The sequence below is a fragment of the Massilia timonae CCUG 45783 genome (genome assembly GCF_000315425.1).
GTDB classification, from domain to species: domain Bacteria; phylum Pseudomonadota; class Gammaproteobacteria; order Burkholderiales; family Burkholderiaceae_D; genus Telluria; species Telluria timonae.
In genome coordinates this window covers 67,244-91,642 of record NZ_JH992927.1, presented here as the reverse complement: position 1 = coordinate 91,642, position 24,399 = coordinate 67,244, and the positions used below count along the sequence as shown (strand labels likewise).

31 protein-coding genes are annotated in these 24,399 nt (G+C 65.3%); 17 read left to right on the top strand and 14 right to left on the bottom strand.

What is annotated here, in order from left to right; translation table 11 throughout:
- Positions 1–213 precede the first annotated feature (213 nt).
- Both HMPREF9710_RS25750 and HMPREF9710_RS25745 read left to right on the top strand, forming a co-directional pair.
- Positions 214–1,191, top strand: a complete 978-nt coding sequence (locus HMPREF9710_RS25750; RefSeq protein WP_005671389.1) for a porin — start codon at positions 214–216, stop codon at positions 1,189–1,191.
- 87 nt (positions 1,192–1,278) lie between these two features.
- Positions 1,279–1,713 (top strand): hypothetical protein, encoded by a 435-nt coding sequence (locus HMPREF9710_RS25745; protein ID WP_005671387.1) that lies wholly within the window; start codon positions 1,279–1,281, stop codon positions 1,711–1,713.
- Here the strand turns inward: HMPREF9710_RS25745 and HMPREF9710_RS25740 are convergent.
- From HMPREF9710_RS25740 to HMPREF9710_RS25730, 3 genes are all read right to left on the bottom strand, one after another.
- Positions 1,675–2,694, bottom strand: a complete 1,020-nt coding sequence (locus tag HMPREF9710_RS25740; RefSeq protein WP_005671385.1) for an SDR family oxidoreductase — start codon at positions 2,692–2,694, stop codon at positions 1,675–1,677. The two genes, HMPREF9710_RS25745 and HMPREF9710_RS25740, sit on opposite strands and share 39 nt — an antisense overlap.
- A gap of 228 nt (positions 2,695–2,922) precedes the next feature.
- Positions 2,923–3,924 (bottom strand): sulfate ABC transporter substrate-binding protein, encoded by a 1,002-nt coding sequence (locus tag HMPREF9710_RS25735; RefSeq protein ID WP_005671382.1) that lies wholly within the window; start codon positions 3,922–3,924, stop codon positions 2,923–2,925.
- A 112-nt stretch (positions 3,925–4,036) separates the two neighbouring features.
- Positions 4,037–4,249 carry a hypothetical protein gene (locus tag HMPREF9710_RS25730; protein ID WP_005671379.1) on the bottom strand — a complete coding sequence of 71 codons (213 nt, stop codon included), beginning with the start codon at positions 4,247–4,249 and terminating at the stop codon, positions 4,037–4,039.
- Between the two features lie 139 nt (positions 4,250–4,388).
- Here HMPREF9710_RS25730 and HMPREF9710_RS25725 point away from each other — a divergent pair, with 139 nt between their 5' ends.
- Together HMPREF9710_RS25725 and HMPREF9710_RS25720 are read left to right on the top strand one after the other, a co-directional pair.
- A complete protein-coding gene (locus HMPREF9710_RS25725) occupies positions 4,389–5,138 on the top strand; it encodes a phosphatase PAP2 family protein (protein ID WP_005671376.1) in 750 nt (249 codons plus the stop codon).
- A gap of 25 nt (positions 5,139–5,163) precedes the next feature.
- Positions 5,164–6,000 (top strand): metallophosphoesterase family protein, encoded by an 837-nt coding sequence (locus HMPREF9710_RS25720; protein WP_005671374.1) that lies wholly within the window; start codon positions 5,164–5,166, stop codon positions 5,998–6,000.
- Between the two features lie 29 nt (positions 6,001–6,029).
- Here the strand turns inward: HMPREF9710_RS25720 and cls are convergent, their stop codons facing one another.
- Positions 6,030–7,418: a cardiolipin synthase gene (cls, locus tag HMPREF9710_RS25715; protein WP_005671372.1), complete on the bottom strand. Its 1,389-nt coding sequence runs from the start codon at positions 7,416–7,418 to the stop codon at positions 6,030–6,032.
- Positions 7,415–9,577 (bottom strand): site-specific recombinase, encoded by a 2,163-nt coding sequence (locus HMPREF9710_RS25710; protein ID WP_005671370.1) that lies wholly within the window; start codon positions 9,575–9,577, stop codon positions 7,415–7,417. The genes cls and HMPREF9710_RS25710 overlap by 4 nt, the downstream gene beginning before the upstream one ends.
- 242 nt (positions 9,578–9,819) lie before the next feature.
- Between HMPREF9710_RS25710 and HMPREF9710_RS28735 the strand changes: the two genes are divergently transcribed.
- Both HMPREF9710_RS28735 and HMPREF9710_RS25700 read left to right on the top strand, forming a co-directional pair.
- Positions 9,820–10,893, top strand: a complete 1,074-nt coding sequence (locus HMPREF9710_RS28735) for a glycoside hydrolase family 19 protein (RefSeq protein WP_229409939.1) — start codon at positions 9,820–9,822, stop codon at positions 10,891–10,893.
- Positions 10,894–10,990: 97 nt separating this feature from the next.
- Complete coding sequence (locus HMPREF9710_RS25700; RefSeq protein ID WP_005671366.1) at positions 10,991–11,827, top strand: branched-chain amino acid aminotransferase; 837 nt, start codon at positions 10,991–10,993, stop codon at positions 11,825–11,827.
- 63 nt (positions 11,828–11,890) lie between these two features.
- On the opposite strand, the gene HMPREF9710_RS25695 is transcribed toward HMPREF9710_RS25700, so the two are convergent.
- The 4 genes from HMPREF9710_RS25695 to HMPREF9710_RS25685 all read right to left on the bottom strand — a co-directional run bounded on the left by HMPREF9710_RS25695 (position 11,891) and on the right by HMPREF9710_RS25685 (position 14,047).
- Positions 11,891–12,559: a YiaD family glycine zipper/OmpA-like lipoprotein gene (locus HMPREF9710_RS25695; protein WP_005671364.1), complete on the bottom strand. Its 669-nt coding sequence runs from the start codon at positions 12,557–12,559 to the stop codon at positions 11,891–11,893.
- A gap of 105 nt (positions 12,560–12,664) precedes the next feature.
- Positions 12,665–12,811 carry a lmo0937 family membrane protein gene (locus HMPREF9710_RS28150; RefSeq protein WP_005671362.1) on the bottom strand — a complete coding sequence of 49 codons (147 nt, stop codon included), beginning with the start codon at positions 12,809–12,811 and terminating at the stop codon, positions 12,665–12,667.
- Between the two features lie 87 nt (positions 12,812–12,898).
- Positions 12,899–13,123 carry a hypothetical protein gene (locus tag HMPREF9710_RS25690; RefSeq protein WP_005671360.1) on the bottom strand — a complete coding sequence of 75 codons (225 nt, stop codon included), beginning with the start codon at positions 13,121–13,123 and terminating at the stop codon, positions 12,899–12,901.
- Between the two features lie 183 nt (positions 13,124–13,306).
- On the bottom strand, positions 13,307–14,047 hold the full coding sequence (locus HMPREF9710_RS25685; protein ID WP_005671358.1) for an outer membrane lipoprotein: 741 nt from the start codon (positions 14,045–14,047) through the stop codon (positions 13,307–13,309).
- Positions 14,048–14,246: 199 nt separating this feature from the next.
- Between HMPREF9710_RS25685 and HMPREF9710_RS25680 the strand changes: the two genes are divergently transcribed.
- Complete coding sequence (locus HMPREF9710_RS25680) at positions 14,247–15,011, top strand: Crp/Fnr family transcriptional regulator (protein WP_005671357.1); 765 nt, start codon at positions 14,247–14,249, stop codon at positions 15,009–15,011.
- Between the two features lie 109 nt (positions 15,012–15,120).
- Here the strand turns inward: HMPREF9710_RS25680 and HMPREF9710_RS25675 are convergent, their stop codons facing one another.
- The 3 genes from HMPREF9710_RS25675 to HMPREF9710_RS28330 form a co-directional block, all read right to left on the bottom strand.
- Positions 15,121–15,342, bottom strand: a complete 222-nt coding sequence (locus tag HMPREF9710_RS25675) for a YMGG-like glycine zipper-containing protein (RefSeq protein ID WP_005671353.1) — start codon at positions 15,340–15,342, stop codon at positions 15,121–15,123.
- A gap of 20 nt (positions 15,343–15,362) precedes the next feature.
- Positions 15,363–15,689 carry a BON domain-containing protein gene (locus HMPREF9710_RS25670; RefSeq protein ID WP_005671351.1) on the bottom strand — a complete coding sequence of 109 codons (327 nt, stop codon included), beginning with the start codon at positions 15,687–15,689 and terminating at the stop codon, positions 15,363–15,365.
- Between the two features lie 104 nt (positions 15,690–15,793).
- Entirely contained in the window at positions 15,794–16,141 is a 348-nt protein-coding gene (locus tag HMPREF9710_RS28330) for a hypothetical protein (RefSeq protein WP_169331353.1), read from the bottom strand.
- On the opposite strand from HMPREF9710_RS28330, the gene HMPREF9710_RS25665 reads away from it, so the two are divergent.
- The 7 genes from HMPREF9710_RS25665 to HMPREF9710_RS25635 all read left to right on the top strand — a co-directional run bounded on the left by HMPREF9710_RS25665 (position 16,130) and on the right by HMPREF9710_RS25635 (position 20,920).
- Positions 16,130–16,516, top strand: a complete 387-nt coding sequence (locus tag HMPREF9710_RS25665; protein WP_005671349.1) for a DUF4398 domain-containing protein — start codon at positions 16,130–16,132, stop codon at positions 16,514–16,516. The two genes, HMPREF9710_RS28330 and HMPREF9710_RS25665, sit on opposite strands and share 12 nt — an antisense overlap.
- A 78-nt stretch (positions 16,517–16,594) precedes the next feature.
- On the top strand, positions 16,595–17,497 hold the full coding sequence (locus tag HMPREF9710_RS25660; RefSeq protein WP_005671347.1) for an OmpA family protein: 903 nt from the start codon (positions 16,595–16,597) through the stop codon (positions 17,495–17,497).
- Between the two features lie 30 nt (positions 17,498–17,527).
- Positions 17,528–18,061, top strand: coding sequence for a ferritin-like domain-containing protein (locus HMPREF9710_RS25655; protein ID WP_005671345.1), 534 nt, complete (start codon positions 17,528–17,530; stop codon positions 18,059–18,061).
- Positions 18,062–18,168: 107 nt separating this feature from the next.
- Positions 18,169–18,513, top strand: a complete 345-nt coding sequence (locus HMPREF9710_RS25650; RefSeq protein WP_005671343.1) for an ElaB/YgaM/YqjD family protein — start codon at positions 18,169–18,171, stop codon at positions 18,511–18,513.
- A gap of 15 nt (positions 18,514–18,528) precedes the next feature.
- Positions 18,529–18,915 (top strand): phage holin family protein, encoded by a 387-nt coding sequence (locus HMPREF9710_RS25645; protein WP_005671341.1) that lies wholly within the window; start codon positions 18,529–18,531, stop codon positions 18,913–18,915.
- A gap of 75 nt (positions 18,916–18,990) precedes the next feature.
- Complete coding sequence (locus HMPREF9710_RS25640; protein ID WP_005671339.1) at positions 18,991–19,374, top strand: hypothetical protein; 384 nt, start codon at positions 18,991–18,993, stop codon at positions 19,372–19,374.
- A gap of 403 nt (positions 19,375–19,777) precedes the next feature.
- Positions 19,778–20,920: a DUF3616 domain-containing protein gene (locus HMPREF9710_RS25635; protein WP_005671337.1), complete on the top strand. Its 1,143-nt coding sequence runs from the start codon at positions 19,778–19,780 to the stop codon at positions 20,918–20,920.
- Positions 20,921–20,972: 52 nt separating this feature from the next.
- On the opposite strand, the gene HMPREF9710_RS25630 is transcribed toward HMPREF9710_RS25635, so the two are convergent.
- Both HMPREF9710_RS25630 and HMPREF9710_RS25625 read right to left on the bottom strand, forming a co-directional pair.
- Positions 20,973–21,320, bottom strand: coding sequence for a hypothetical protein (locus HMPREF9710_RS25630; protein WP_005671335.1), 348 nt, complete (start codon positions 21,318–21,320; stop codon positions 20,973–20,975).
- A 91-nt stretch (positions 21,321–21,411) separates the two neighbouring features.
- Complete coding sequence (locus tag HMPREF9710_RS25625) at positions 21,412–21,876, bottom strand: outer membrane lipoprotein (RefSeq protein WP_005671333.1); 465 nt, start codon at positions 21,874–21,876, stop codon at positions 21,412–21,414.
- A 284-nt stretch (positions 21,877–22,160) separates the two neighbouring features.
- On the opposite strand from HMPREF9710_RS25625, the gene HMPREF9710_RS25620 reads away from it, so the two are divergent.
- The 3 genes from HMPREF9710_RS25620 (at position 22,161) to HMPREF9710_RS25610 (ending at position 24,391) form a co-directional block, all read left to right on the top strand.
- On the top strand, positions 22,161–22,706 hold the full coding sequence (locus HMPREF9710_RS25620) for a hypothetical protein (RefSeq protein ID WP_005671331.1): 546 nt from the start codon (positions 22,161–22,163) through the stop codon (positions 22,704–22,706).
- An 84-nt stretch (positions 22,707–22,790) separates the two neighbouring features.
- Positions 22,791–23,105 (top strand): BON domain-containing protein, encoded by a 315-nt coding sequence (locus HMPREF9710_RS25615; protein ID WP_005671329.1) that lies wholly within the window; start codon positions 22,791–22,793, stop codon positions 23,103–23,105.
- 44 nt (positions 23,106–23,149) lie between these two features.
- The gene (locus HMPREF9710_RS25610; protein ID WP_005671328.1) at positions 23,150–24,391 is read left to right on the top strand and encodes an AI-2E family transporter; all 1,242 of its coding nucleotides are present in this window, start codon (positions 23,150–23,152) and stop codon (positions 24,389–24,391) included.
- Positions 24,392–24,399: the final 8 nt, after the last annotated feature.

Below are 24,399 nucleotides of genomic sequence, written 5' to 3'. Positions count from 1 at the left end.
CCGGAAGCGTCGTAAAGGTTGCTCCCGTTCACGGTTCGGTGTACGGTAGACAGCAATGCGCAAAGCATGCGCCGGATCAAGGACGACCATCGGGCCATGCGTTGGCTCATGGGCAAGTTGAAAGGCGCGCCGAAACTCTCGGTTATGTGAGGTATTAGACAGATCAGGTTGCCATAACAGGCGGATAGTAGGTGTCAGGGAGAGATTGACGCCATGAGAATGTCCATCGTCGCATTGGCCGTGCTCGGAGGGAGCGCGGCGTGTGCTTCGGCGCAGAACGAACCGGTCCGTCCGTACGCGGAGGGCGCCGGCGCCGGGGCGATCCAGGAAGCCGTCTGCGGGCCAGACTGCCTGGGTGAGCTGCAACTGGCCGCGCGCGCCGAGACGGTGCCGGCCGAGTCATCCATCTTCATGCTGGAGACCGAATCCGCCATTGCGCGTTCGTCCGAGCGCGAGTGGCGCAGCAATGTGACCGCCGGGCGCCAGTACAACGTCGACTACACCGCCCTGAATGAAGTCGGCGATCCCTTCCAGGGCGGCCTGGCCGCGCAGTCGGCGCCGCGCGGGATGCGCGCCGACGACAGCGAGGGCTTCGAGGGCCGCTTCGCCGGCGTCAGCGCCGGCGCCAAGTGGCGCAAGGGCGACGTCGACGGCTCGCCGTCGGGACGCGCCTGGGGCATGACGGTCGGCGTCAACCTGGGGCCGCTGAACATCCGCGCCGCCCACCAGAACCGCAACGTGGCCAAGGTCACCCGCTACAACGAGGTCGACATCACGATGGCGGCCCGCAATTCCATTGTTGCCGCCAATATGCGCTTCGACTGGGGCACGGCCTATACCGCCTACAGCGCCAACCGCGGCTGGGGCAATTCGCCGCTGTTCAACCCCGACAATCCCTATGGCGCCAGCGTCGCCGCCACGCGCTCGACCGACAGCCGCGACGTGCTGATGGGCGTGGCGGTGCCGGTATCGCGCCAGACCACGCTGCTGGCGTCCTTCGTGCGCCGCAACGACCGCGATCCGGCCAACAACGATGCGCGCCAGCTCGCCGTCGGCGCCACCTATGCGATGTCGCGCCGCATGGACTTCTATGCCGCCTACTCGCACATCCAGCACCTGGCCGGCGTGCACCTGGGCGTCAAGCCCGGCAACGGTTCCTCGCTCAACGTGGGCATGCGGCGCGCGTTCTGAGCGCGCGCGTGCGGCCCTGCGCTGCGACACCGTACGGCGAAATTCAGTACCCTGTCTCCATGGTTCATCAACACATATGGAGGCAATATGACTGGCACCAGCACACTCGACCCGGACAACTTCCCGGAGCGCCCTGACCGCAACCTGGGCAAGGGCCACGGCATCGACGCGCTCGGCCCGAGCGACATCTCGGACACCGGCAGCGACGTCGTCGGCGGCCCCGGTTTCGCCGGCAATCTCGACCCCGACCAGGTGCTCGATTTCGACGAAGGCACGACTTCCGACCTCGAAGCCAGCCACGCCGGCGACACCGCCGGACCCGACGTCGGCGACGCCGATTTCTCGGGCGACAGCGACATGGGCGGCACCGGCGAACGCGCCGCGGCCGGCCGCGATGCGGTGGCCAAGGACGGCGCCGACATCGATACCGACCGCATCGAGTCCATCCCCGACCTGCCGCTGACCGAGGAAGACACCGAGTTCTTAACGAGCCGTCCGCCGACTCAGGGCGAAGGCCGCTAACAGGGCGCCGCCGCCCAGCAGGGCGGTGGTGATCTGCTTCGAGCGCAGCTGGGCCGCGGTGTACGGGCTGCGCTCATGGGTTTGATAGATGCCCTGGCGTTCGCGCAGCTCGCGCGTGTGATCGGGCTTGTGCAGGGCGTCGCGGCGGCCCGGATCGGTCGGCGCCTCCGATTTCTGGTTCCGGAACATGGTCGCCGTCACGTACTTGTCGAAGGCGCGCGGCAGGAAGCGGGCGCCCGACGAATTCATCTTGGCCGCGCCGCCGACGAACACGTCGCGCTTCGGATGCTGGGCCGCATACAGGATGGCGTCGGCCACCAGTTCCGGCGCGTACACCGGCGACGGCAGCTTCGGTTCCTTTTCCATATAGTTCTTGGCATGCACCGCGAACATGGTGTCGATGCCCGATGGCTTGACCAGGGTGATCGACATCGGCGCGCCTTCCTTTTCGAGTTCCATGCGCAGCGAGTCGGTGAAGCCTTTCACCGCATGCTTGGACGCCGCGTACATGCCCTGCAGCGGAATGCCGTGGTCGGACAGTTCGCTGCCCAGGTTGATCAGGGCGCCGCCGCCGCGCTGCTTCATGCGCTTGACCGCTTCCAGCGAGCCGTTCACGACGCCCCAGAAATTGGTCTGGAACAGGCGGTGATGGTCTTCGGGCGAGATGTCCTCGATGCGGCCGAAGATCGAAATGCCGGCATTGTTGACCCAGGTGTCGATGCGGCCGAATTCGCGGATGGCGGCCTCGCCGATGCGCTCGACGTCCTCGATCTTGCCGACGTCGGCGGTGACCGCGATGACGTCGGTGCCGCGCGCGCGCAGTTCGTGGACGAGTTCGTCCAGCGCGTCGTCGGCGCGCGCCGCCAGTACCAGGCGGGCGCCGCGCTCGGCGGCCATGCGCGCGGTCGACAGGCCGATGCCGCTGGTGGCGCCGGTGATGACCATGACTTGCTCGTTGATCTTGCGGAGTTTGAATGACATTGCGTGATCCTTTCCGTGTTCGTGGTGTGCGGGGAAGGACCGCCGCGTTCGCGATCGCGATGCGCGGCAGCCACGAGTTAGTGAATTGTTCACTTCGTGACCGAGTTTGCTATTTCAAGGGATTTTTTGGCGCGCGGGTGAGATCCGCGCACGCCGGCGAGGCGCCGGACAAAAAAACGCCGCCCCACCAGCGGCGGGAACGGCGCAGGGGATGGTGCGCGGTAAGGCTTACTTCTTGGTGTAGATCTGGTCGAAGATGCCGCCGTCGGCGAAGTGGGTTTTCTGGGCCACGGTCCAGCCGCCCAGCTCGCTGATCTGGAACAGCTTGATCTGCGGGAACTGCGAGGCGTACTTCCTGGCGAACTTGTCGACTGCCGGGCGATAGTAGTTCTTGGCGATGATGTCCTGGCCTTCGTCGCTGTACAGGTATTCCAGGTAGGCCTGGGCCACCTTGCGGGTGCCTTTCTTGTCGACGTTCTTGTCGACCACGGCGACCGGCGGCTCGGCCAGGATGCTCAGCGACGGCGCGACGATCTCGAATTTATCGGGACCGAGTTCGCGCAGCGCGAGCAGCGCCTCGTTTTCCCAGGCCAGCAGCACGTCGCCGATGCCGCGCTCGACGAAGGTGGTGGTCGAACCGCGCGCGCCCGAATCGAGCACCGGCACGTTCTTGTACAGGGCGCCCAGGAACTCGGCCGCCTTTTGCGGATTGCCGCCCGGCTGGCGCAGCGCGTAGCCATAGGCCGCGAGGTGGTTCCAGCGCGCGCCGCCCGACGTCTTCGGATTCGGCGTGATCACCGAGACGCCCGGCTTGACCAGGTCGTTCCAGTCCTTGATCTTCTTCGGATTGCCCTTGCGCACCAGGAACACGATGGTCGAAGTGTAGGGTGAGCTGCGGTATTGCAGCTTCTGTTCCCAGCCCGGATTGATCAGGCCCCTGTCGCGGATGGCGTCGATGTCGTAGGCCAGGGCCAGGGTGACGACGTCGGCCTGCAGGCCGTCGATCACCGAACGCGCCTGCTTGCCCGAACCGCCGTGCGATTGCTTCACGTTGACGTTGTCGCCCGTCCTGGTCTTCCAGTGCTTGGCGAAGGCCGCGTCGAACTCATGGTACAGCTCGCGGGTTGGGTCGTACGACACGTTGAGCAGGTTGACGTCGGCGGCAAAGGCCGAGGTCTGCACCAGCAGGGTCAGTGCTGCCAGCGAACGGATGAAGGTTTTGCGAAGCATTTATTATCTTTCTGGAGGGTGGGAAACCGTAGCGTACGGTCTCGACCCACAGAAAGAAAACGAATAAATTCACGCAACCATATGCATTTTTCGGACGTAGATCCAGAGTGGATCAGTGTGCCTTGGAAAGAATGAGCAGCCAGCGGCGGAACAACAGGATCTCGACGTGGCCGGCCTCGACGCCGGTATCGCACTCGATGACCGGATTGACCGCATAGAAGCGCTTGCGGAAATCGCGGGTGACGAGGATTTCGCGGCGGCCGATGCGCGCCAGGAAAGGGACGGGTGCGTGTTCCAGGCCGAAGGAGCTGTTCAGAGTGGTCATGTTCGTTTCCTTTAATCGAAGTGGTTGTGCAGTAAGGAAAGAATAACACAACTACTGTACAAATCCACAGCTACTGTTCAGATATACAGTAATTTTTCGCGTGTGTGGTTTTTTCGCCAAGTCGGTCATAATCAATGTCATGAGCAATGTCCTGCCCCGTCTTCACCGTTTCGCCGCCGCCCGCTTCTCGCCGGAAGGTGAATATGGCCTCCATCTCACCGTCGGCATCGTGTTCCTGCTGCTGGCGATGGCGGGCTTCGCCCACCTCGCGGGCGCCGTGGTCGCCGGCGCCCCGATCACCCGACTCGACCTGGTGGTGGCCGACTGGCTGCACGCCCATGCGAGCCAGGGCGGCCTGCTGCGCGATGCACTGCTGGTGCTGACCCACCTCCACAGCACGCCCGGCGTGCTCGCGATCGCCTTCGGCGTCGGCGTCTGGTTCTACCGGCGCGGGCATCGCTACTGGATCGTGGCGCTGGTCTCGAGCGTGCCGGGCGGGATGCTGCTCAATGTGGCGCTCAAGCATACCTTCGAGCGCGCGCGTCCCCATTTCGCGGAACCCATCCTCACCCTCACCACCTATAGTTTCCCGAGCGGGCACACGATGGCCGCCACCGTGCTGTACGGCCTGCTGGCCTGCTACTTCGCGCGCCATGCACGGTCATGGATCGGGCGGGTGCTGCCCTTCGTGCTGGCAGGGCTGATGATCGGCCTGGTCGCGTTCTCGCGCATGTACCTCGGCGCGCACTACCTGACCGACATCTTGGCCGCGCTGGCCGAGGGCTGCGGCTGGCTGGCGATCTGCATCGGCGGCGCCGCCACCCTCAACCGGCGCCGGGCCGCGCGCGAGCGGCGCGCGTCCGGTGGGGCGCCGCGCCAAGAGATATAAGCGTCGTAAAAAAGGAGATTCCCGCATGCGCACCCTCGTTCACCTGTCCGACCTGCATTTCGGCCGCGTCGACCAGGCGCTGCTCGGCCCCTTGCGCGAACTGGTCGAGCGCATCGCGGCCGACGTGGTCGTGATCTCGGGCGACCTGACCCAGCGCGCCAAGGTCGAGGAATTCGAAGAGGCGCGCGCCTTCCTCGATTCGCTGCCCGGCCCGCAGATCATCGTGCCCGGCAACCACGACATCTCGCTGTACAACGTGCTGCGCCGCTTCATGCGGCCGCTGGCGCGCTACAAGCGCTACATCACCGACGAGCTCGAGCCCGTGTTCATCGACGACGAGATCGCCGTGGTGGGCGTCAACACCGCGCGCTCGCTGACCATCAAGGATGGCCGCATCAGCCACGAGCAGGTGGCGGGGCTGCGCGCGCGCCTGGCGGGCCTGCCGCCGCAGGTCACGCGCATCGTCGTTACCCATCACCCCTTCGATCTGCCGGAACACTTCGAGAAGCGCGACCTCGTGGTGCGCGCGCCGATGGCGATGGAGGTGTTCGCCGAGACCAACGTCGACATCCTGATGGCCGGCCACATGCATGCCAGCCACGCCGGCAGCACGGCGGCGCGCTACCAGATCGCGGAGTACGCGGCGCTCGTGGTCCAGGCCGGCACCGCCACCTCCACCCGCGGGCGCGGCGAGGTCAATTCGTTCAACGTGGTGCGGGTCGAGCCGCAGCGGGTCGAGATCGACCGCTATGGCTGGGACTTGGTGGGGGGACGGTTCGCGCTGGTCACGACCGAGAAGTTCGTGCGCGCCGGGAGCATCTGGTCGCCGCATAGTGACGGGATGCTGGCGGCCGGTCTGTGAACCGGCCGCTGTAGTGCGTATCCCGTGTTTCAGATCCAGTATTCGGTCAGGCGCGACATCATCTCGCGCAGCCGATCACCCCAGGGCCGCCGCTTCCAGTCTTCGAGCTTGATCTCCTTCGAGTGGCGCAGGTCTTCCCTGAACGCCGCTTCCATGTCGCGTCCGAAGTGCGGATCGAGCACCACCACATTGACCTCGTAGTTGTGGATGAAGCTGCGGCGGTCGATATTGGCCGAGCCGATCGACGACCACATGCCGTCGATGACCGTGGTCTTGGCGTGCAATACCGCCACCTGCAGCTGGAAGATGCGCACGCCGCCCTCCAGCAGCTCGTGGTAGAACGACTCGCCCGCATACTTGATGAAGTCATGGTCCGACACGCCCGGCAGCACCAGCTGCACGTCGACCCCGCGCTTGGCCGCCGCGATCAGGCCGTCGACGATCTGCCGGTCCGGCACGAAATAGGCGGCCGTCAGGTGGATCGATTTCTTCGCTTCGCCGATCGCCAGCACCAGCGACTTGTAGATTTCCGAATCGCGGTCGGGCGAGGTCGCCAGCACCCGCACCACTTTCTCGCCCACCGGGGCGAGCTTGGGGAAGTACTCGACCTGCGGCAGCTCGCCCGCGTCCTGGTGCACCCAGTTGTCGATGAAGGCCCACTGCAGGGCGCCGACCGCCGGTCCCTCGATCTTGATGTGGGTGTCGCGCCAGCCGACGTCTTCCTCGTTGACCTTGCTGGCGCGCTTGTTCGAGCGGAACAGCGAGCTGTTGGCATAGGTGCTGCTGATGTTGATGCCGCCGGTGAAGGCGACCTTGCCGTCGACGATCATGATCTTGCGGTGGTCGCGGTTGTTCAGCGCCCATTTGCCGGGCCGCTTGGTAGGATTCACCGGATTGAACACCAGCACATTGATGCCGGCCTGTTGCAGGCGCTCGAAGAATTCCTTCGGCGTGGCCAGCGTGCCGACGCCGTCGACGATGATGTTGACGGTCACGCCCTCGGCGCGCTTCTGCATCAGGATTTCGGCGAACTGGGCGCCGATCTCGTCATGGTCGAAGATATAGGTCTCGAGGTTGATCGAACTCTTCGCGTTCTTGGCCGCCTCCATCATGGCGCGCATGGTGGCCGGGCCGTCGAACAGCAGCGAGACCTGGTTGCCGGCGATGAGCGGCACCCCGGTGGCCTGCTCTTCGAGCACCGCCAGCTGCTTGAGGTCGGGCGAGGCGCGCGCCCAGCGCCGCTTGAGCAGCGCCGCTGCCTGCCCGTCCTTCAGTTCGCCGCGTTGCGTGGCGACGGTGGGCACGGCCTTGTCGGGCGCTCCGGCGATGGTGCTGCGGTCGGGCAGGGCCTTGCATGAGGCGACCACGCAGACGAAAGCAATGAAGCCGAACCAGGCGGCGAAGCGCTTCTTGTTCATTTTGTTCCCCTCGAGGACTCGGTATCGGGCGGCGGCAACTGGCGATGCCGCGGGCCCAGGAAGAATTCGACCGGCGAATAGGCGAAGCGCCGGCCCAGCGCCTGTACCAGCAGGATCCAGCGCTTGAAGACGATCTTGCGTGCGCGCAGCGCCACCCACAGCGCCAGCCCGAAGCTCACCAGCAGGTTGACGGTGCCGATCAGCAGCACGCCGGCGGTGGCGTTGGCGATCTGGGCCCAGCTCATGCCGTAGTCCAGGGCCACCAGGGCGGTCGCGAAATTGGCGGCCGAGAAGGTGATGTGGCGGATGTCGATCGGCAGGCCGAGCAGGAAGCCGATGGTGCCGGTGGTGCCGAGCAGGATGCCGAAGAAGAAGTTACCCATCAGGCCGCCGAGATTGTCCTCGACATAGCGGCCCAGGCGCGCCACGCGCTCGGCGCCCAGCAGGCGGCGCAGGCCGCGGATCTGCTGCACGCGCTGGCCCATGCGCGTGTACAGCGCCTTGTTGTCGTAGTAGCCCGAGATCAGGCCGGCCACGAACAGCCAGACGCCGGCGACGGCGGCGTAGAACAGGGCCGGGCTGTGCAGCGGGTCGATGTCGTTCAGCAGGTGCAGCGCCTTGATCGGGTCGACCAGGTGGTGGCCGGTGTGCCAGCGCACGAACTCGGCGATGCCCAGGGCCACCGGAAAGGCCACCAGCACGTTGCCGAGCACCGCCACCATCTGGGTGCGGAACACTTTGTTGACCAGTTCGGCCAGCTTGTCGACGTCGATGCCGCGCCCGCTGGCGGAGCGGTGCAGCGAGGCCGCGATGCGCTGCGCCGTCATGGCCGGCTGCTTGGTGGCCACCGTGAAGTGCAGCATGTGGATCAGCACGAAGCCGAGCGAGTAGTTCATGCTGAACAGGAAAGCCTCGACCAGCGGCGGCGTCCTCAGGTACCCCAGCAGGATCTTGAACAGCGCCATGAAGCCGACGATGAAGCCGGCGCCGGACGAGGACCACAGCATCTTGCGCAAGTCCTTGCGGTCTTCGGCGATGTAGTGCTCGCCGGTGCGGCTGGCGTTCTCGGTGACATTGCGCGCCAACAGGTGCACGTTGTCGCGCACCAGGCCGCTGACCTGGTACTTGGTGTTGTGGGCCTCGATCAACTCCTCGGCCAGCGAGATCGCGGCGCGCTGGCGCGGGCTGAGCAGCGCCGCGTCGGGGACCGCCAGCTGGCCCGGCTTGTCAGGTTGCGGCGCCACCGGCAGCAGCACCTCGCCGTCGACCACCAGTTCGTCCATCACTTCCAGCACCGGCGCCGGTGTCGAACCCTTCTCGTCGACGTCGACCAGGAACAGCAGCTTTTGCAGGCGGTCGATGCTCTGCTGCACCGCCACCAGCAGGTAGGTGAGGGCGATGCTGGTGCCGTTCGACAGCGCCAGGCGCCGGATCTTGAGCACCACGTCCTCGCACTGGTCGAGCATCACCAGCAGGTGGCGCGCGTCGTCTGGATGCTCGCGCTCGCCGGCCAGATAGCGCGCGTATTCGTCGAGGTAGCGGTTGGCCTCGATGTTCTGCATCAGGAAGGGCGAATCGAAATTCTCGATCTGGCTGTAGCTGTGCACCAGGCGCGGCTCGAGGCCGAGCGCGCAGATGCGGCAGGACAGGGTGCGGATCGCGTCCAGCAGGCCCTTGAGCGTGACCAGGCGCGCGCGGCCGGGCGCGCTGTCGTCCGGCGGCGGGGCATTGGCGATCACGTCGAACAGCTGCATCCAGTCGCTGTCGGGCACCGCACGGATCCATTCGAAGTCGTCCTCGCGGTACAGCACCTGGTCGAGCGCGTCCGATAAATACAGGTTGTCGAGCGCGGGCGGCAGGAAGCGGTAGGTGATGCGGCTCTTGAGTTCGGTGACGAAGCCGTCGTTCGACAGGATCCCGATATCGCTGTAAAGACTGGTGTGCCGCCGCTTCTCGAGCAGGGTCGTGAGGTAGCGGCGCAGCGCCCAGGCCTGGGCCGGATTGCCCTTCAGGAGTTGGGTCAGCGTGCGCACCGCCTGGGCCGGATCGTCGCCGTCCTGCCACACCCAGCGCTGGCGCGGGCGCAGGTGGCAGACCAACTCGACCAGCAGGTCGATGTCGTCGCTGTAAGGATCGATCCGTTCGAGAGTAGCAAGCATGAAAACAATTTTTACCGGAAAGCCATAGTGTACGCGACGAGGCCGGTAAATATGGTGTGGCAGCGAACAGTAGGTCGGTGGGTGAGCCATCCTCGAGGCGGTCCTGCAATAAAAGTCTTGCTCTTTCAGGAAGTTCCCTGGAGTATCTATCGTCACGCCACGCGTACTCCGGCGCCTGGCGGGGTATTGACGGGGCGGTAACGTCAATATGGAGATAGGACGGTATGACTGGACAGTTTGAGATGGCAGATGTCAGCTTCGTTGCCCGTATCGTGGTGGGCAACGATGACCCGCGGAATATGCGTACCGAAGAAGAAATTCGGCAGCAGATGGAACAGGTCAATCGATGCCTGACCGGAACACCACGCGGCCATATTATTGGCATGGAAAGGGGCGGCGTCTCACATATGCTCGGTGAGCAGCAGGTGGTGTTGCAGTATTCGGTGTATCACATAGGTTTTGCGCGCAAACCGTTGTTCATGGACGAGCAGGCGCACTCGGCGCATGCCGAAACGGCATCGACGGCGCATGTCCCCGTTGCTCAGCCTGCGGGTGTGTCTGCACCTACCGTCGAGCCGACCAGACCACCTGAGCCAGTCAGGCAGCCCCCGACGGCGAACGAAGCAGCCGTGCAGCAACCACATGACACGAGCGCAGAGGTATCGGGCAATGGCATTACGCTTGACCAGTTGAAGGCAATCCTGACTGGCAGCGACGGCGATGCACTTGCAAAAATATGGCTGGAACCGTTGAATGCGGCGATGCAGGCCTGCGACATCAACACCCCTGTGCGCCGGTCGGCCTTTCTTGCCCAGGTGCTGGCCGAGTCGGATGAGTTGCAACACGTCGAAGAGCCGTTGAACTATCGCCCCGAGCGCCTGCTTCAAGTCTGGCCACAACGTTTTCCCGACGTACAGACAGCCGCCGCATATGGTCACAACCCCCAGGCGATCGCGAATAGACTTTACGCCGATCGCATGGGTAACGGCGACGAAGCCAGTGGAGACGGCTGGCGCTACAGGGGCCGTGGCCTGATCGCGATAACCGGACGCCAGAATTATGCCGCGTTCGCTCAGAGGGCAGGTCTGGACGCTCTGGCGCAGCCGGACCTGTTGTTGGCGCCCGAAGGCGCCGCCCTGTCGGCGGCATGGTTCTGGCGTGATTGCAGGCTCAACGAGCTTGCCGATCACACTGCCAGGCCCGACGGGAGCGCGCGGTTCGATGAGATATCCCGGCGTATTAGTGGGGGAGCCAGTGGATTGGATCGACGCAGGAGCTACTGGCAGCGTACACGTGGCGCGCTCGGCGTGGGGTGAATCATCGAGATCCTTTCGGTTTGCCGGTCCATACAGCCTACTGGACGCAGGCACACCAGTGCCGATACACTGGAGTGCTCTGCACTGGAAGGAAGCCATGTACCTCACTTATTACAACGGCCAATGGGCTGAAGGTAACACCCCCCTGTATGGCGCGATGGACCACAGCCTGTGGCTCGGTTCGTCCGTGTTCGACGGCGCGCGCGCGATCCGCGGCAAGCTGCCCGACCTGCGTCCGCACCTGGAGCGCGTCATCGCGTCCGCCGAAAAACTGGGCCTGCGCTGCCCGCTGACGGTCGAAGAAATGGAAGCCCTGGTGCGCGAAGGCGTGGCCAAATTCCCGCATGATGCCGAACTCTATATTCGTCCGCTGGTGTTCGGCTCCGAGGGCTTCCTGATCCCGGTCGCCGAAAAAAGCCAGTTCGCGCTGACCCTGTTCGATGCGCCGCTGCCGCCGTTCACCGGTTTCTCGGCCTGCCTGTCGACCCTGCGCCGTCCGCAGCCGAACATGGCGCCGACCGACGCCAAGGCCTCGGCCCTGTACGCCAATTCGACCCGCGCCATGCGCGAAGCGAAAGAGCGCGGCTTCGACCAGGCCATCATGCTCGACGCCGAAGGCCACGTGGCCGAATTCGCGGCGTCGAACCTGTTCCTGGTGACGGAGGATGGCAAGGTGGTGACGCCGGCGTTGAACGGCACCTTCCTGGCGGGGATCACCCGTGCGCGCGTGATGGCGCTGCTGGCCGAGGCCGGCGTGCAGGTCGAAGAGCGCAGCGTCAAGGCCACCGAACTGAATACCGCGCGCGAGATCTTCAGCACCGGTAACTACGGCAAGGTCACGCCGTGCACCCGTTATGAGGAGCGCACGCTCGAAGCCGGCCCGGTCGCGCGCCAGGCGCGCGAGCTGTACCTGGCGTTCACCGAAGCGGCGTGATATCGCCGCATCGGGAATGAAAAAGGCCGGCATCGCCGGCCTTTGTCGTTGATGGGGGGGCGATCAGCCGCGCGCCGGTTCGGCGACGTAGATCTCGACGCGGCGGTTGCGCGCCTTGCCCGCGTTGTCGTTGTTCGAGGCGATCGGTTCGCGCGAGCCGCGGCCTTCGATGGTGATGCGGTTCGGGTTCACGCCGCGGCCGGCCAGGTAGTCGCGGGTGCGCGAGGCGCGGTCGACCGACAGCGGCTGGTTGATCGAATCGCTGCCGGTGCTGTCGGTGTGGCCGATGATGACGACGTTGGTGTTCGGGTTCTCCTGCAGGGTCTGCGCGAAGCGCTGCAGGATCGGCTGGAAGTTGCCCTTGATGTCGGAGCGGCCCGTGTCGAACGAGATGTCGCTCGGGATTTCCAGTTTCAGGCGGTTGTCCTGGGTCTGGGTCACTTGCACGCCGGTGCCTTGCGTGGCTTGTTCCATCTGCTGCTTCTGCGCTTCCATGCGCTTGGACCAGATGTTGCCGATCACGGCGCCCGCGGCCGCGCCGATGGCGGCGCCGCCGGCAACGCGGCCGCCGCCGCCGCCGCTGGTGGTGCCGCCGATCAGGCCGCCCAGGCCGGCGCCGATGCCGGCGCCGGTCGCGGTGCCGCGCTGGGTGGCGCTCATGTCGGCGCAACCGGTGGCGGTCAGGGCCACCATGGCGATGGCGGCGGTGGTTTTGATGAAGTTTTTCTGCATCGTGGAACTCCTTAAGTAAAAAATCCGTTTCGTCGTCACGCCCGAATCAGGCGCGACCGCGAAACGGATTGGGTCTTGCGACAAGCGTCACTTGTCATTTTACTGCTATATGCCGCGTCCGCTGATCAGGCGAACCAGGATCATGATGACGGCGACGACGAGCAGGATGTGGATGAAGCCGCCGATGGTGTACGAGGTCACCAGGCCGAGCAGCCACAGGATAACGAGAACGACAGCGATGGTATATAACATGGTGGATTCTCCTCTACTGTTTGCGCTGGTTGCGCTGTGATTCCAGTATGTACTTGCCCACCGTTGCGTACCGTTCGATGGCGTACATTATGCGCAACTTTTTCGCTTTCGCAAGCCGGGAATCCAGCCCATCATGCCCACCAGGCCGGTGCAGCCGATCAGGCAGGTGAGCAGGCCGCCCGCGATCAGGAACACGATGTCCTGCGGCTGCAGGTGCCCGTTGCCATCGGGCGCTGGTCCGGCCGACAACAGGCCGAACAGAGTGAGTACGATTCCCCAGACGATGATGCCGATCCATGCCATGCTGTTCATGCGCTTCTCCCACGATTGATGGTGTCCCGCTTTTCATTGCAGCGTGATTCGATTGTCGGGTCAGCTCATCCATAATTCCGTGCGTTGGCGCACATTGCATTCAGGAAAAAGTTTGGCCGGGACGCTTGCGCAATCCCGGCCATGTGCTAGCCATGCAGCCTGCCTGAGATCAGGCCATCCCGCTTATGCCACCGAGCGCAGCCGTCCTTTGACGATGCGCACGCGGTCGCCGCTGCGCCATTGCGGCTGGCTGTTCTGGCGGAAGGTGCGCAGGGTGCCGTCGTCCAGGCGCACCCGGATCTCGTAGCTGGTGGTGGCCTTCATATTGCCTTCGACCTGGTTGCCGACCACGGCGCCGCCGATCGCGCCGGCCGCGGTGGCCAGGGTGCGGCCAGTGCCGCCGCCGACCTGGTTGCCCAGCAGGCCGCCGATGACGGCGCCGCCGGCCGCGCCCAGGCCGCTGCCTTCGGCGCGCTGGGTGATGGTGCGGACCGATTCCACGTTGCCGCAGTTCGAGCACCAGTCGCGCTCATTGGCGGCGACCTGGGTCGGCTTGCTTTCCTTGACCGGCGTTGCCGCGACCGGGGCGGCGGCCGGCGCAAGCTGCTGCACCGGGGCCGCGGGGACGGCCTGGGCCGGCGCCGGCGCATAGGCCTGCTGCTGCGCCTGCTGTGCCGGCGCGAGCGGCGCGCCCGGATAGGCGGCATAGCCCGGCTGCTCGGGGACATCCTGCGGCAGGGTGGACGCCAGGGCCTGGCGGTCGGCTTCGGTCAGCTGGCGGTTGGCGGTGCCGCCAACCGACGAGGGCAGCCAGCCCATGATGGCGGCGGTGCCGACCAGGCAGAACAGCACGACCGCAGCCGCCGCCAGCAGCAGCAAGGGATGGGTACGGTTCTTGACGGGATTGTGTGGGGGCGTATTCATCTTTATTCCTTTCGTATGGCGTTGACGCCTCGGTACGATGATTGTCTTCAGGAACAACCCAAGGTTCCGTGCGTCACCGTACATACTCGCTCATGGGGCGGCGGTTACGCTGACTGAAATTGTTTGCAAATGTATCTGGAACGGGGCGTATCCGGCTTGCGCTGCGTACTGATCCTTACAATTTTTTCCTGAGGAAAGAATGAACTCTGCCGTCCACCCGCCCGTCGCGGAGTGCCACAGCAATCTGCTGCTGGCGGCTTTGCCGTCGCAAGAAATCGCGCGCATGTTGCCGATGCTGGACCAGGTCAGGGTGGAGGCGGGGCAGGTGCTGTGCGAAGCCGGCGATCCGATCGAGCACATTTATTTTCCGCACGATTGCCTGGTGTCCCTGCTGGGCGTGGCCGAAGGACGCATGACGCTCGAGGTCGGCCAGGTGGGGCGCGAAGGCATGCTGGGCGTGACCAGCGCGCTGGGCCACGACACGACCCAGGTGCGCGCCGTGGTCCAGCGCGCCGGCAACGCCAGCCGCATGGAGGGCGCGCGTTTTCGCAGCGAGGTTGAGCGCAATCCGGCGCTGCAGAAGGTGCTGTACCGGTATACCGACGCGCTGCTGGCGCAGGCGATCCAGATCGCCGTCTGCAGCCGCTTCCACGTGCTCGAGGCGCGCCTGGCGCGCTCGCTGCTGGTCACGCGTGACCGCCTGCAATCCAACAAATTCCACCTGACCCATGAATTCCTTGCGCATTCGCTCGGCGTGCGCCGCGTCGGCGTCACCAAGGCCGCCAGCGCGCTGCAGCAGCAAGGCCTGATCGACTACAGCCGCGGCAATATCGAGATCCTCGATCCCGAAGGCCTAGCGGCGGCGGCCTGCAGCTGCTATGCGATCGTCAGGGAAGCCGGCGCCATGCCGGTGGCGGACGTGCCGGTCCCGGACGTGCCGGTACCGGACGGTCATGCCGGTTGAGCCGGCGGGGATGCTGCGTTCCCTCAACCCTGCCCGGTTCTCCCTCGAGGACACGTTAAAACACAAACGCCCGGCAAGCCGGGCGTTTGGTGTCGGACGAGGACGTCGATCAGTTGGTGGTCTTGACCTGGTTGCCGATCACGCCGCCGACGGCCGCGCCGCCCACGGTGCCGAGCGCGCTACCGCCAGTCACGGCGCCACCCAGCACGGCGCCGGCGCCGGCGCCGATGGCGGTGTTACGGTCTTGCTTCGACATGTTCGAGCAGCCGACCATGCCGAAGGCGGCGGTTGCCAGGGTTGCGGTCACTACCAGCGATTTGATGTTTTTCATGATGATCTCCTTTGATGGGGTTACTTCAGGCGCAAGTCATTTCTGACCGATTTGACGCCCTTGACGGTTCGCGCGACCGAGGCCGCCGCTGCTACGCTGTCGGCCGAGCTCACGAAGCCGCTAAGCCGGACAATGCCTTGATACGTGTCGACATCGAGATCGGAAACCGTCAGTTCAGGATCGAGCTTGATGGCGCTGCGCACGCCGGCACTGATGGCATCGTCATCGACGGTCTCGACGCTGCCGAAACCGGGAATGCCTGAGGCACAACCTGCCAGCGGTCCGCAAGCCAGGAAGGCCAGCAGGACTGGAATGCTTGCATAACGCTTGATGCTCGATTCGTTCATTCGGGTATATCGTTTCTCGGTGACTTGGTCCAAGACTAGAGTCCGTTGCCAATTTGATCTGTTCGGCAACACACAATCGGCATGCCGTGTTGTTACAGGGTGTTTCAGCGGCGCGTGTCGCCGCCTTCATGGATGCGCTGTTCGGCCGCCGTGACATGTGGGCGCTGTCGAAGATGCCGGGCGCCGCGCTCGGTTGAACCTCCCCAGTTATTGCGGAAGGCGTCGGTGGTATCCATCGATGTTTCATACGTGTACGCCGCCGCTTTCAGCGCCCGCGCCGTGCCAGTCACGATACTGCTCAGACCATCGGCACACTCGGCAGTTCGGGCAACTCCACGCGAAACGATGACAGCGCCGGCATCAATGTGCGTCAACGAACTGAGTGCCGGGCATAACAGGTTTATAACGTTCTCTACAACACTTCCCCAGGAGAATATGCGATGAATAAACATCAAACGATGACCGGGCTTCGCCTCAGCTGCGCCGCTGTTGTGCTGACACTGACCGCGTGCGCGAGCCCCGACCAGGCCCCGGCGACGGCCGACGTGGCGGTCTCGCGCCACGCGGTCGAGAACGCCGTGTCGGCGGGCGCCGCCGAACTGGCGCCGGCCGAGATCAGCGCCGCGCGCGACAAGATGGGCCGCGCCAACCAGGCCCTGGCCGCGCGCGACTACAAGCTGGCGCGCGAGCTGGCGATCCAGGCCCAGGCCGACGCCAAGCTGGCCCAGAGCAAGGCCGTGTCGGCCAAGGCGACCGCCGCCTCGACCCAGCTGAACGAAGACCTGCGCGTGCTGCGCGAGGAAGTCGATCGCGCCAACAGCCAGTGAGATGAACCCTTGAGGTCCGCATTGAACGCATGAGTCCGCGCCGTCGAACGGCGCTTCAACAAGAAGAGGAACAAGAACATGAAAAACCGTAAATCCGCCGTTTCGATCCTGGCCGCCGCCGTGCTGGCCGCCGCCTGCGCCAGCGCCCCGATGACCACCGCGACCCTGGACCAGGCACGCGCCGACTTCGTCAGCGCCAACAACAATCCGCAGGTGTCGACCTATGCGCCGATGGAGTTCAAGCAGGCCAGCGAAGCGCTCGACCAGGCCAACCAGGCCGCGCATCGCCGCGAAAGCCTGGAAGACATCGACCGCCTGGCCTACGTCGCCAAGCAGCGCATCGCCACCGCGCAGGAAGTCGCCAAGGCCAAGGCCGCCGAAGCCGACATCGCCGACGCCGCGCGCCAGCGCGACCAGGTCCGCCTCGAAGCGCGCACCGCCGAAGCCGAACGCGCCAAGCGCGAGGCCGAAGCCGCCACCGCCGCGGCCCAGCAGGCGCAGGCCCAGGCCCAGGCCGCCCAGCAGCAGAACGCCGCGCTGTCCGAGCGCGCCGCCCACCTGGAAGCCTTGCTGAACGACATCCAGGCCGTCAAGACCGAACGCGGCTATGTGGTGACGATCGGCGACGTGCTGTTCGCCACCAATCAGGCGACCCTGAATCCGAACGGAATGTCGACCCTGCGCAAGCTGGCCGACGTGATGCGCGAGAACCCGGACCGTACGGTGCTGGTCGAAGGGTTTACGGATAGTACCGGCAGCGCGAGCTACAACCAGGACCTGTCGCAGCGCCGCGCCAACGCGGTCGCCAGCGCCCTGGGCGAGATGGGCGTGCCGCGCGACCGCATTTCGATGAAGGCTTACGGCCAGGCATTCCCGGTGGCGTCGAACGACAACGCGTCCGGCCGCCAGCAGAACCGCCGCGTCGAGATCGTGCTGTCCAACGATGGCGCGCAGATTCCGCCACGCGCCGCAATGCGTTGATCCACGCCGAACACTGATTGAGGAAACACCATGGAACAGACGAACAACCTGGCACACGGCTTCGACATCGCGGCGATCCGCCGCGCGGCGGCCAACCTCGATGACGGCGCCGTCACCGAGGGTTACCAGGCCGACCGCGAAGCGGTCATCGCGATGCTCAACGACGCCCTGGCCACCGAACTGCTGTGCGTGATGCGCTACAAGCGCCATTACTACACGGTGGCCGGCCCCAACACGGGTCACATCAAGGCCGAGTTCCTCGAGCACGCCCAGCAAGAGCAGGACCATGCCGACCGCATCGCCGAACGCATCGTGCAGCTCAACGGCTCGCCGAACTTCAATCCGGCCACGTTCACCGCGCGCAGCCACGCCGAGTACGATGAGTCCGACGACGTGCAGGCGATGGTGCGGGCCGACCTGATCGCCGAGCGGGTGGCGATCGAGTCCTACCGCCAGATGATTGCGGCGATCGGCGACAAGGATCCGACCACGCGCAATATGCTCATCGACATCATGGCGGTCGAAGAAGAGCATGCCGACGATCTGCGCGACTTGCTGGCCTGAGTCGTCAGGCTGGTGCGGACCCCGGCCAGGCCCTGGCCATGGCCCGGGCCCGTGCCGGGTTGTTCGCGTCCGGTTTTTTCAATGATTTTCAGTGACAGGAGTAGAACATGCTAGAAACTTCCCGCAATACCAACGGCAGCATGCACCCGATCAGCGGCAGCACCTACGCCACCCAGTCCGACATGAAGGCGCTGGTGCGCGATGCCCAGTCGATGCTGACCGCGGCCGCTTCGCTGACCGGCGAAAAGGCCGAGGAGCTGCGCGCACGCGGCATGGAGCTGCTCGACCGCGCCCTGGGTGGCGCCAGCCTGCTGCCGACCCAGGCCGTGGAGAAGGGCAAGGAACTGGCCCACACGGCCGATGTCTACGTTAAGGACAATCCATGGCGCACGATGGCGATCGCGGCCGGCGTCGGTGTGCTGCTCGGCGTCCTGCTGAGCCGCAAGCAATAAGGCCGGGGGACTGACGTGGATAAACAAGACGCGATCGTACATAACCCTGGTGTCATCAGCGGTATCTCCAGCCTGTTCAAGAGCCTGTTCGGGCTGGCGGTCTCGCGCGTCGAACTGGCGGCGCTCGAGCTGTCCGAGATCCGCAACCACGTGATCGAGCTGCTGGCCATCTTCGCGGCGGCGGTGCTGGCGGTCTGGTTCGCCATCGCCTTCGGCGCCATGACGGTGGTGGCGCTGGCGTGGGACTCGATGGGCTGGACCATCCTGCTGATCATGTTCGCGGTCTTCGCCCTGATCACGGCGGTGCTGGTGACGAAGGGACTGGCGCTGCTCAAGCAGAACAAGCTGGCCTTCCCGGCGACGATGAAAGAACTCAAGAACGACCGCGAAATGCTGTTGTAAACGGCTTTGACGGGCGCCTGCCTCGACGGGCGATCGCAAGCGGCGAATACAAGCGGTGTCACCAAGGGAGAAAGTATGCAGAATCAAAACGGAACGACAGGATTGGCCGGTCACCAGCACAGCCTCGATCCGGCGGTGCGCAAGGCGGAGCTATTGCGTGAAGGCGAGTTCTTCCGTGCAGGCGTGGCGCACGCCAAGGCCAGCATCCAGTACGGCATCAAGCCCGAAGTCATGCTGCACTCGGCGATGGATCATGCGACCTGGGCCTTGCGTGCCCGGGCCGATGCCTTGCTGAAGCCAACCGGAACCAATGTGTCGGTGCTGTTGCCCTATGCGCTGGGCGTGGTCAATTTCGTGCGTCAGCGCCGGCTGGGCAAGCAAGCGGCGGGCGCCGCCCTGGTGCTGGGCGCACTGGGCTGGTACGTCAATCGCAAACGGGCGCAGCAAATACCAGAATAAGGGTAAGCTGTCTTCGAAGCGTTGCCGCGAGGAGTTTTGCGGCAACCACCAGCCGGAACGCCGGTTGAAACGAGCAGTTGAGGCATGAGCGATCGCGCCGCCATCAAGAACGACAGGGCGGATCGTGTTGTACAGAATATGGTGGGGCTTGAGCGGCGTCGCAATCGGGGATTGGACGCCGTCTTTTTTGTCCTTTGCAGATCATTTCCCGCTTGTCGCACTGGGCATCGCACTGGGCATATAACGCACGCCACGGCCGGCGGTTGACGTATGGCGTGCCTCTTCTTCGACATCTTTCCCTGCGCAGGGACCTGTTCGAGGGCTGCACGACTTGCGCTCGGCGGACGCTCAGAAGCAGGCTCATACGGTATGCTGGGGTCAACACCGATCCCCGAGGCGCAGCATGCATCCGTCCAATATCGTCCTGCTCGAATTCCATCCTGAACGCGATGACCTCAGCCCCGGCAAGGAGCTGCGCAACGGCCTGTCGGTGGCCCTGCGCATGGGCGACACCTTATGGGTGGCCAACGACGAGTCGCTCACCATCGAGCGCCTGACCCTGGCGGCCGAGGACAGCCGCGGCAAGACCAGTTTTGCGCGCGCGCACCACCAGTTCGCGCTGCACGACTTCCTGCAGCTGCCCTTGCCACCGCATGACGAGGAAGGCAAGCGCATCAACGAAGCCGATATCGAGGGCCTGGCCAGCGACGGTGACTATCTGTGGCTGACCGGCTCGCACAGCCTGCGTCGCAAGCAGCCGGACGCGGGCGATGGCGTGCGGCGCACGCACAAGCGCCTGGCCAGCGTCAGCGCCGACGGCAACCGCTACCTGCTGGCGCGCATTCCCCTCGTCAGGCAGGACGGCGGCTTCACGCTGCAGAAGGAAGCCGCGCACAAGGGCAGGCGGCGCACCGCGGCGCTGCTGCGCGGCGACGAGCACGGCAACGAATTGACGGGGCTGCTGCGCCAGGACGAGCACTTCGGTCCCTTCCTGGCCATTCCCGGCAAGGACAACGGTTTCGATATCGAGGGCATCGCCCTGGCCGGCAGGAACGTGCTGCTGGGCTTGCGTGGCCCGGTGCTGCGCGGCTGGGCCGCGATCGTCGAGGTGGCGCCGGTCGACGATGGTGAAGAAGGCTGGCTGCGGCTGGCGCCGCTCGACGACGAGGGCGCCCTGTACCGCAAGCATTTCCTCGACCTGAACGGCCTGGGCATCCGCGACCTGTGTGTGCAAGGCAAGGATCTCCTGATCCTGGCCGGACCGACGATGGACCTCGACGGGCCCGTGGCGCTGCTGCGCTGGCCGGGCGGGGCGCGGCCGGACAAGGCCTCGGTGGTGGGGCGGGACATGCTGGAACACGTGCTGGCGCTGCCGTTCGGGCAGGGTGCCGACCACCCCGAAGGCATCTCGCTGTTTTCGAGCCAGGACGGGCGCGAACAGGGACTGCTGGTGGTGCACGACTCGGCGTCGCCCAGCCGCCAGATCGGCGACAGCACCCTGGTGGCGGACGTATATCCGCTGCCGCCGCGGCGCAAGAAGAAGTAGGCGAAAAAAAACGGCCACCGGGATGGCCGCTTCGTCGATGCGTTGATTGCCCCTATTGCCGTGGCATCGGCTTGCCGAGCTGGGCGGTTTCGCGCTGCCAGGTGGCGCGCGCCTCGTCCATGCACGACTTGCGTTCGGCCGCCGGCGCCTTGCGGCAGGCGTTCTGCGCCTCCTGCAGCGCCGCGCCGAGTTCCTTGCGCAGCGTCTGCTGCTGGGGATCGTTGCGATACCAGCGCGGCGGGTCGCCTTGCGCGATCTCCCGCGCCTGCTGGCGGGCGACGGTCGGGTTGACGGTCGCGTCGGTGCCGGCCTGCAAGGTATCCTGGGCCGACGCCGCGAAGGCGACGCCGGCCAGGGCGCAGGCGCAGGCGCCACGCGCGATGCGGGTGAGAATGGTCATGGTTGCCTCCAGCTGTTCGATGGCCGGTGCGCCGGCCGGATGTGCGCGAGGAGGGCGGTAGGCATGCTCCCGTCCGCCTCGCGCCGGTGGATCAGTAGCGGTAGACGCGGCCGTCGACGATGCGCACGCGGTTGCCCACGCGCAGATCGTAGGCGCTGTCCTGGGTCACGGCGCGGTATTCGCCGTTATCCATGCGCATATTGATCTGGTACATCTCCGGACCCGCGGCATTGCGGTTCTTCTCGACGTTGTTGCCGACGACGGCGCCAGCCAGGCCGCCGGCCACCGTCGCTGCGGTACGGCCGCTGCCGCTGCCGATCTGGCTGCCGGCCAGTGCGCCGACCACGCCGCCCAGCACGCCACCGGCGCCGCTGGTGCGGTTCTCGCCCTGGACCACCTGGATCGATTCGATCACGCCGTAGCCGGCGGAGGCGGTGCTGCTGCCCGAGCCGTATCCATTGTTGTAGCCATAAGGCTGGGAGCTGTTGCTGGCGCAGCCAGTGAGAAGCGCGCCGGTCGCGAGCAGGGCGACGATAAATTTGCGGTTAGCATTCATGTTGTTCTCCTGACAAAAGTGTGAATCCAGAATAGTCAGGTGACCAGGGAGGGTCTGTGCGTTGCCGCACCCACCTTGTTCCGAGGGTAGAGCCTGCCGCTATCACTATGCTGGAGGTGGCCGAGTCGGCTGGCGCAATCCCGCTTCCAGCGTTTGGCTTGTTCTATGTCTACCCATCTATAGGCGTGCGCCAAGAGTCTGTTAGTTGTGTTCGGCATCGAACAGAAACCCGCTGCACGGCATGTAAAGATGTCTCCAATGTTGACAAGTGGAGAACAAAAACAATGAAGACGTCGCATGCGCTCCTTCTGATCGGTGCAGCTCTCGGCTGGGCTGGCCAGGCTGCCGCCCAGCAGCCGGAAGCGAAGATCGTCTACCAACAGGCGATGGACGCCGCCGAAGCCGCTTACGACGCTGCCAAGGCGCGCTGCGACGTGATGGCCGGCGTCCCGCACGAGATCTGCGTCGCCGACGCCCGCGCCGCCCGCGTGCGCGTCGAGGAAGAAGCGGGCGCCGCCTACAAGAACACGCTGGCGGCCTATACCCAGGCGCGCATGCGCATCGCCTCGGCCTATTACGAGCGCGACAAGACGCGCTGCGGCGCCGCGGTCGGCAACGACCGCGACGTGTGCCAGCGCCAGGCCAAGGCGACCCTGGTGGCCAGCCAGGCCGACGCCCGGGCCGACCGCAAGGCGATCGAGGCGCGCCTCGAAGCGCAGGGCGCCAAGATCGACGCCGAATACCGCGTCGCACTGCAGAAGTGCGACGCCTTCGCCGGTGACGTCAAGGAAGGGTGCATCAGCACCACCCGGACGGCCTACGGCAAATGAAAGAACCTGCGGGCCGGATTGCCGGCGCCGCCCAACCCGCCCGCAAGGGTATTGCACCACCATGACTATCAATAAGGAGCCATCATGAAAATCGCCAAGAACCTCATCTCCGCCGCATTCGTCGCCACCGTCGCCATCACCGCCGTCGGCTGCTCGTCGACCAACCAGCAAGCCAGCACCGGCGAGTACATCGACGACGCCGTGATCACCACCAAGGTCAAGGCCGCCCTGGTCAATGACCCGAACGTGAAGGCACGCGAAGTCAACGTCGAAACCTTCAAGGGCGACGTCCAGCTGTCGGGCTTCGTGGCCGATCCACGCGACGCGCAGCGCGCGGTCGAGATCGCCCGTGGCGTCAAAGGCGTGACTTCGGTCAAGAACGACATCCGTGTGAAATAATATGCGGATAACCGGGGCGGCCCGGCATCTCGTTCAGGCATACCATGCAGCTAGCACCAACCGATCCGGCCACGCCGGCAGCATCCAACCCTTCGCCTGAACCAGCCGCCCCCGACGCCGCGCGCGCGGACACGCGCGCGGCCGGCGACGACATCGCCTTGCACATCGGCGGCATGCGCGTGCCGCTGCACGTCAATGCGCGCGGATTGTCGCTCGGCATCCTCGCCACCATCGCCTTCGTGTTCGCGCTCCAGTGGGCGCAGAAATTCTTCGTGCCGCTGCTGCTCGGCATCCTGATCGCCTATACCCTGAATCCCGTCGTGCGCTGGCTCGAGCGCTGGCACGTCAAGCGCATCATCGGCGCCACCCTGGTCACGGCCGTGATCGTGGGCGCGATGGCGGGCACCCTGTACCGGCTGCAGGGCGAATTCTTCAACATCCTCGATGAATTGCCGACGCTGACCCACAAGGTCACGCGCATCCTCACCAATACCAGCGGCCAGCGCTCGACCCTGCAGCAGATGCAGGCGGCGGCGGCCGAGATCGAGCGCGCCGCGAGCAACGTCGGCGCCGACGCCAAGCGCCTGGCGCAGCAGCGGCGCCAGTATCCGCCGCCGGCCGCCGCGGCCAGTTCGCCGATCCGCGTGATGGACTGGGTGCTGGCCGGCTCGATGAGCCTGGCCGCCTTCATGTCGCAGGCGACCATGGTGGTGTTCCTGGTGTTCTTCCTGCTGCTGGCGGGCGACACCTTCAAGCGCAAGCTGGTCAAGCTCACCGGCCCCTCGCTCACACGCAAGAAAGTCACGGTCCATATCCTGGACGACATCAATACCTCGATCCAGAGCTATATGTTCATGCTCCTGGTGACCAATATCCTGCTCGCCCTCTTGATGTGGGGCGCGCTGCGCCTGATCGGCCTCGAGAACGCCGGCGCCTGGGCCGCCTTCGCCGGCGTGGCCCACCTGATGCCGTATTTCGGCCCGCTCGTCATCACGGTCGCGACCGGGCTGGCGGCTTTCCTGCAGTTCGAGACCCTGAGCATGGTGATGCTGGTGGGCGGCGCCTCGATGGCGATCGCGACCCTGGTCGGCATGGTCGTCGCCACCTGGATGACCGGCAAGATCGCGCGCATGAACCCGGCGGCGGTCTTCGTCAGCCTGCTGTTCTGGGGCTGGTTGTGGGGCGTCTGGGGTTTGCTGCTCGGTGTGCCGGTGGTGATGGTGCTGAAGGTGGTGGCCGAGCGGGTCGAGGGGATGGAAGTGGTGTCGGAGCTGCTGGGCGAATAAGCGCCGCA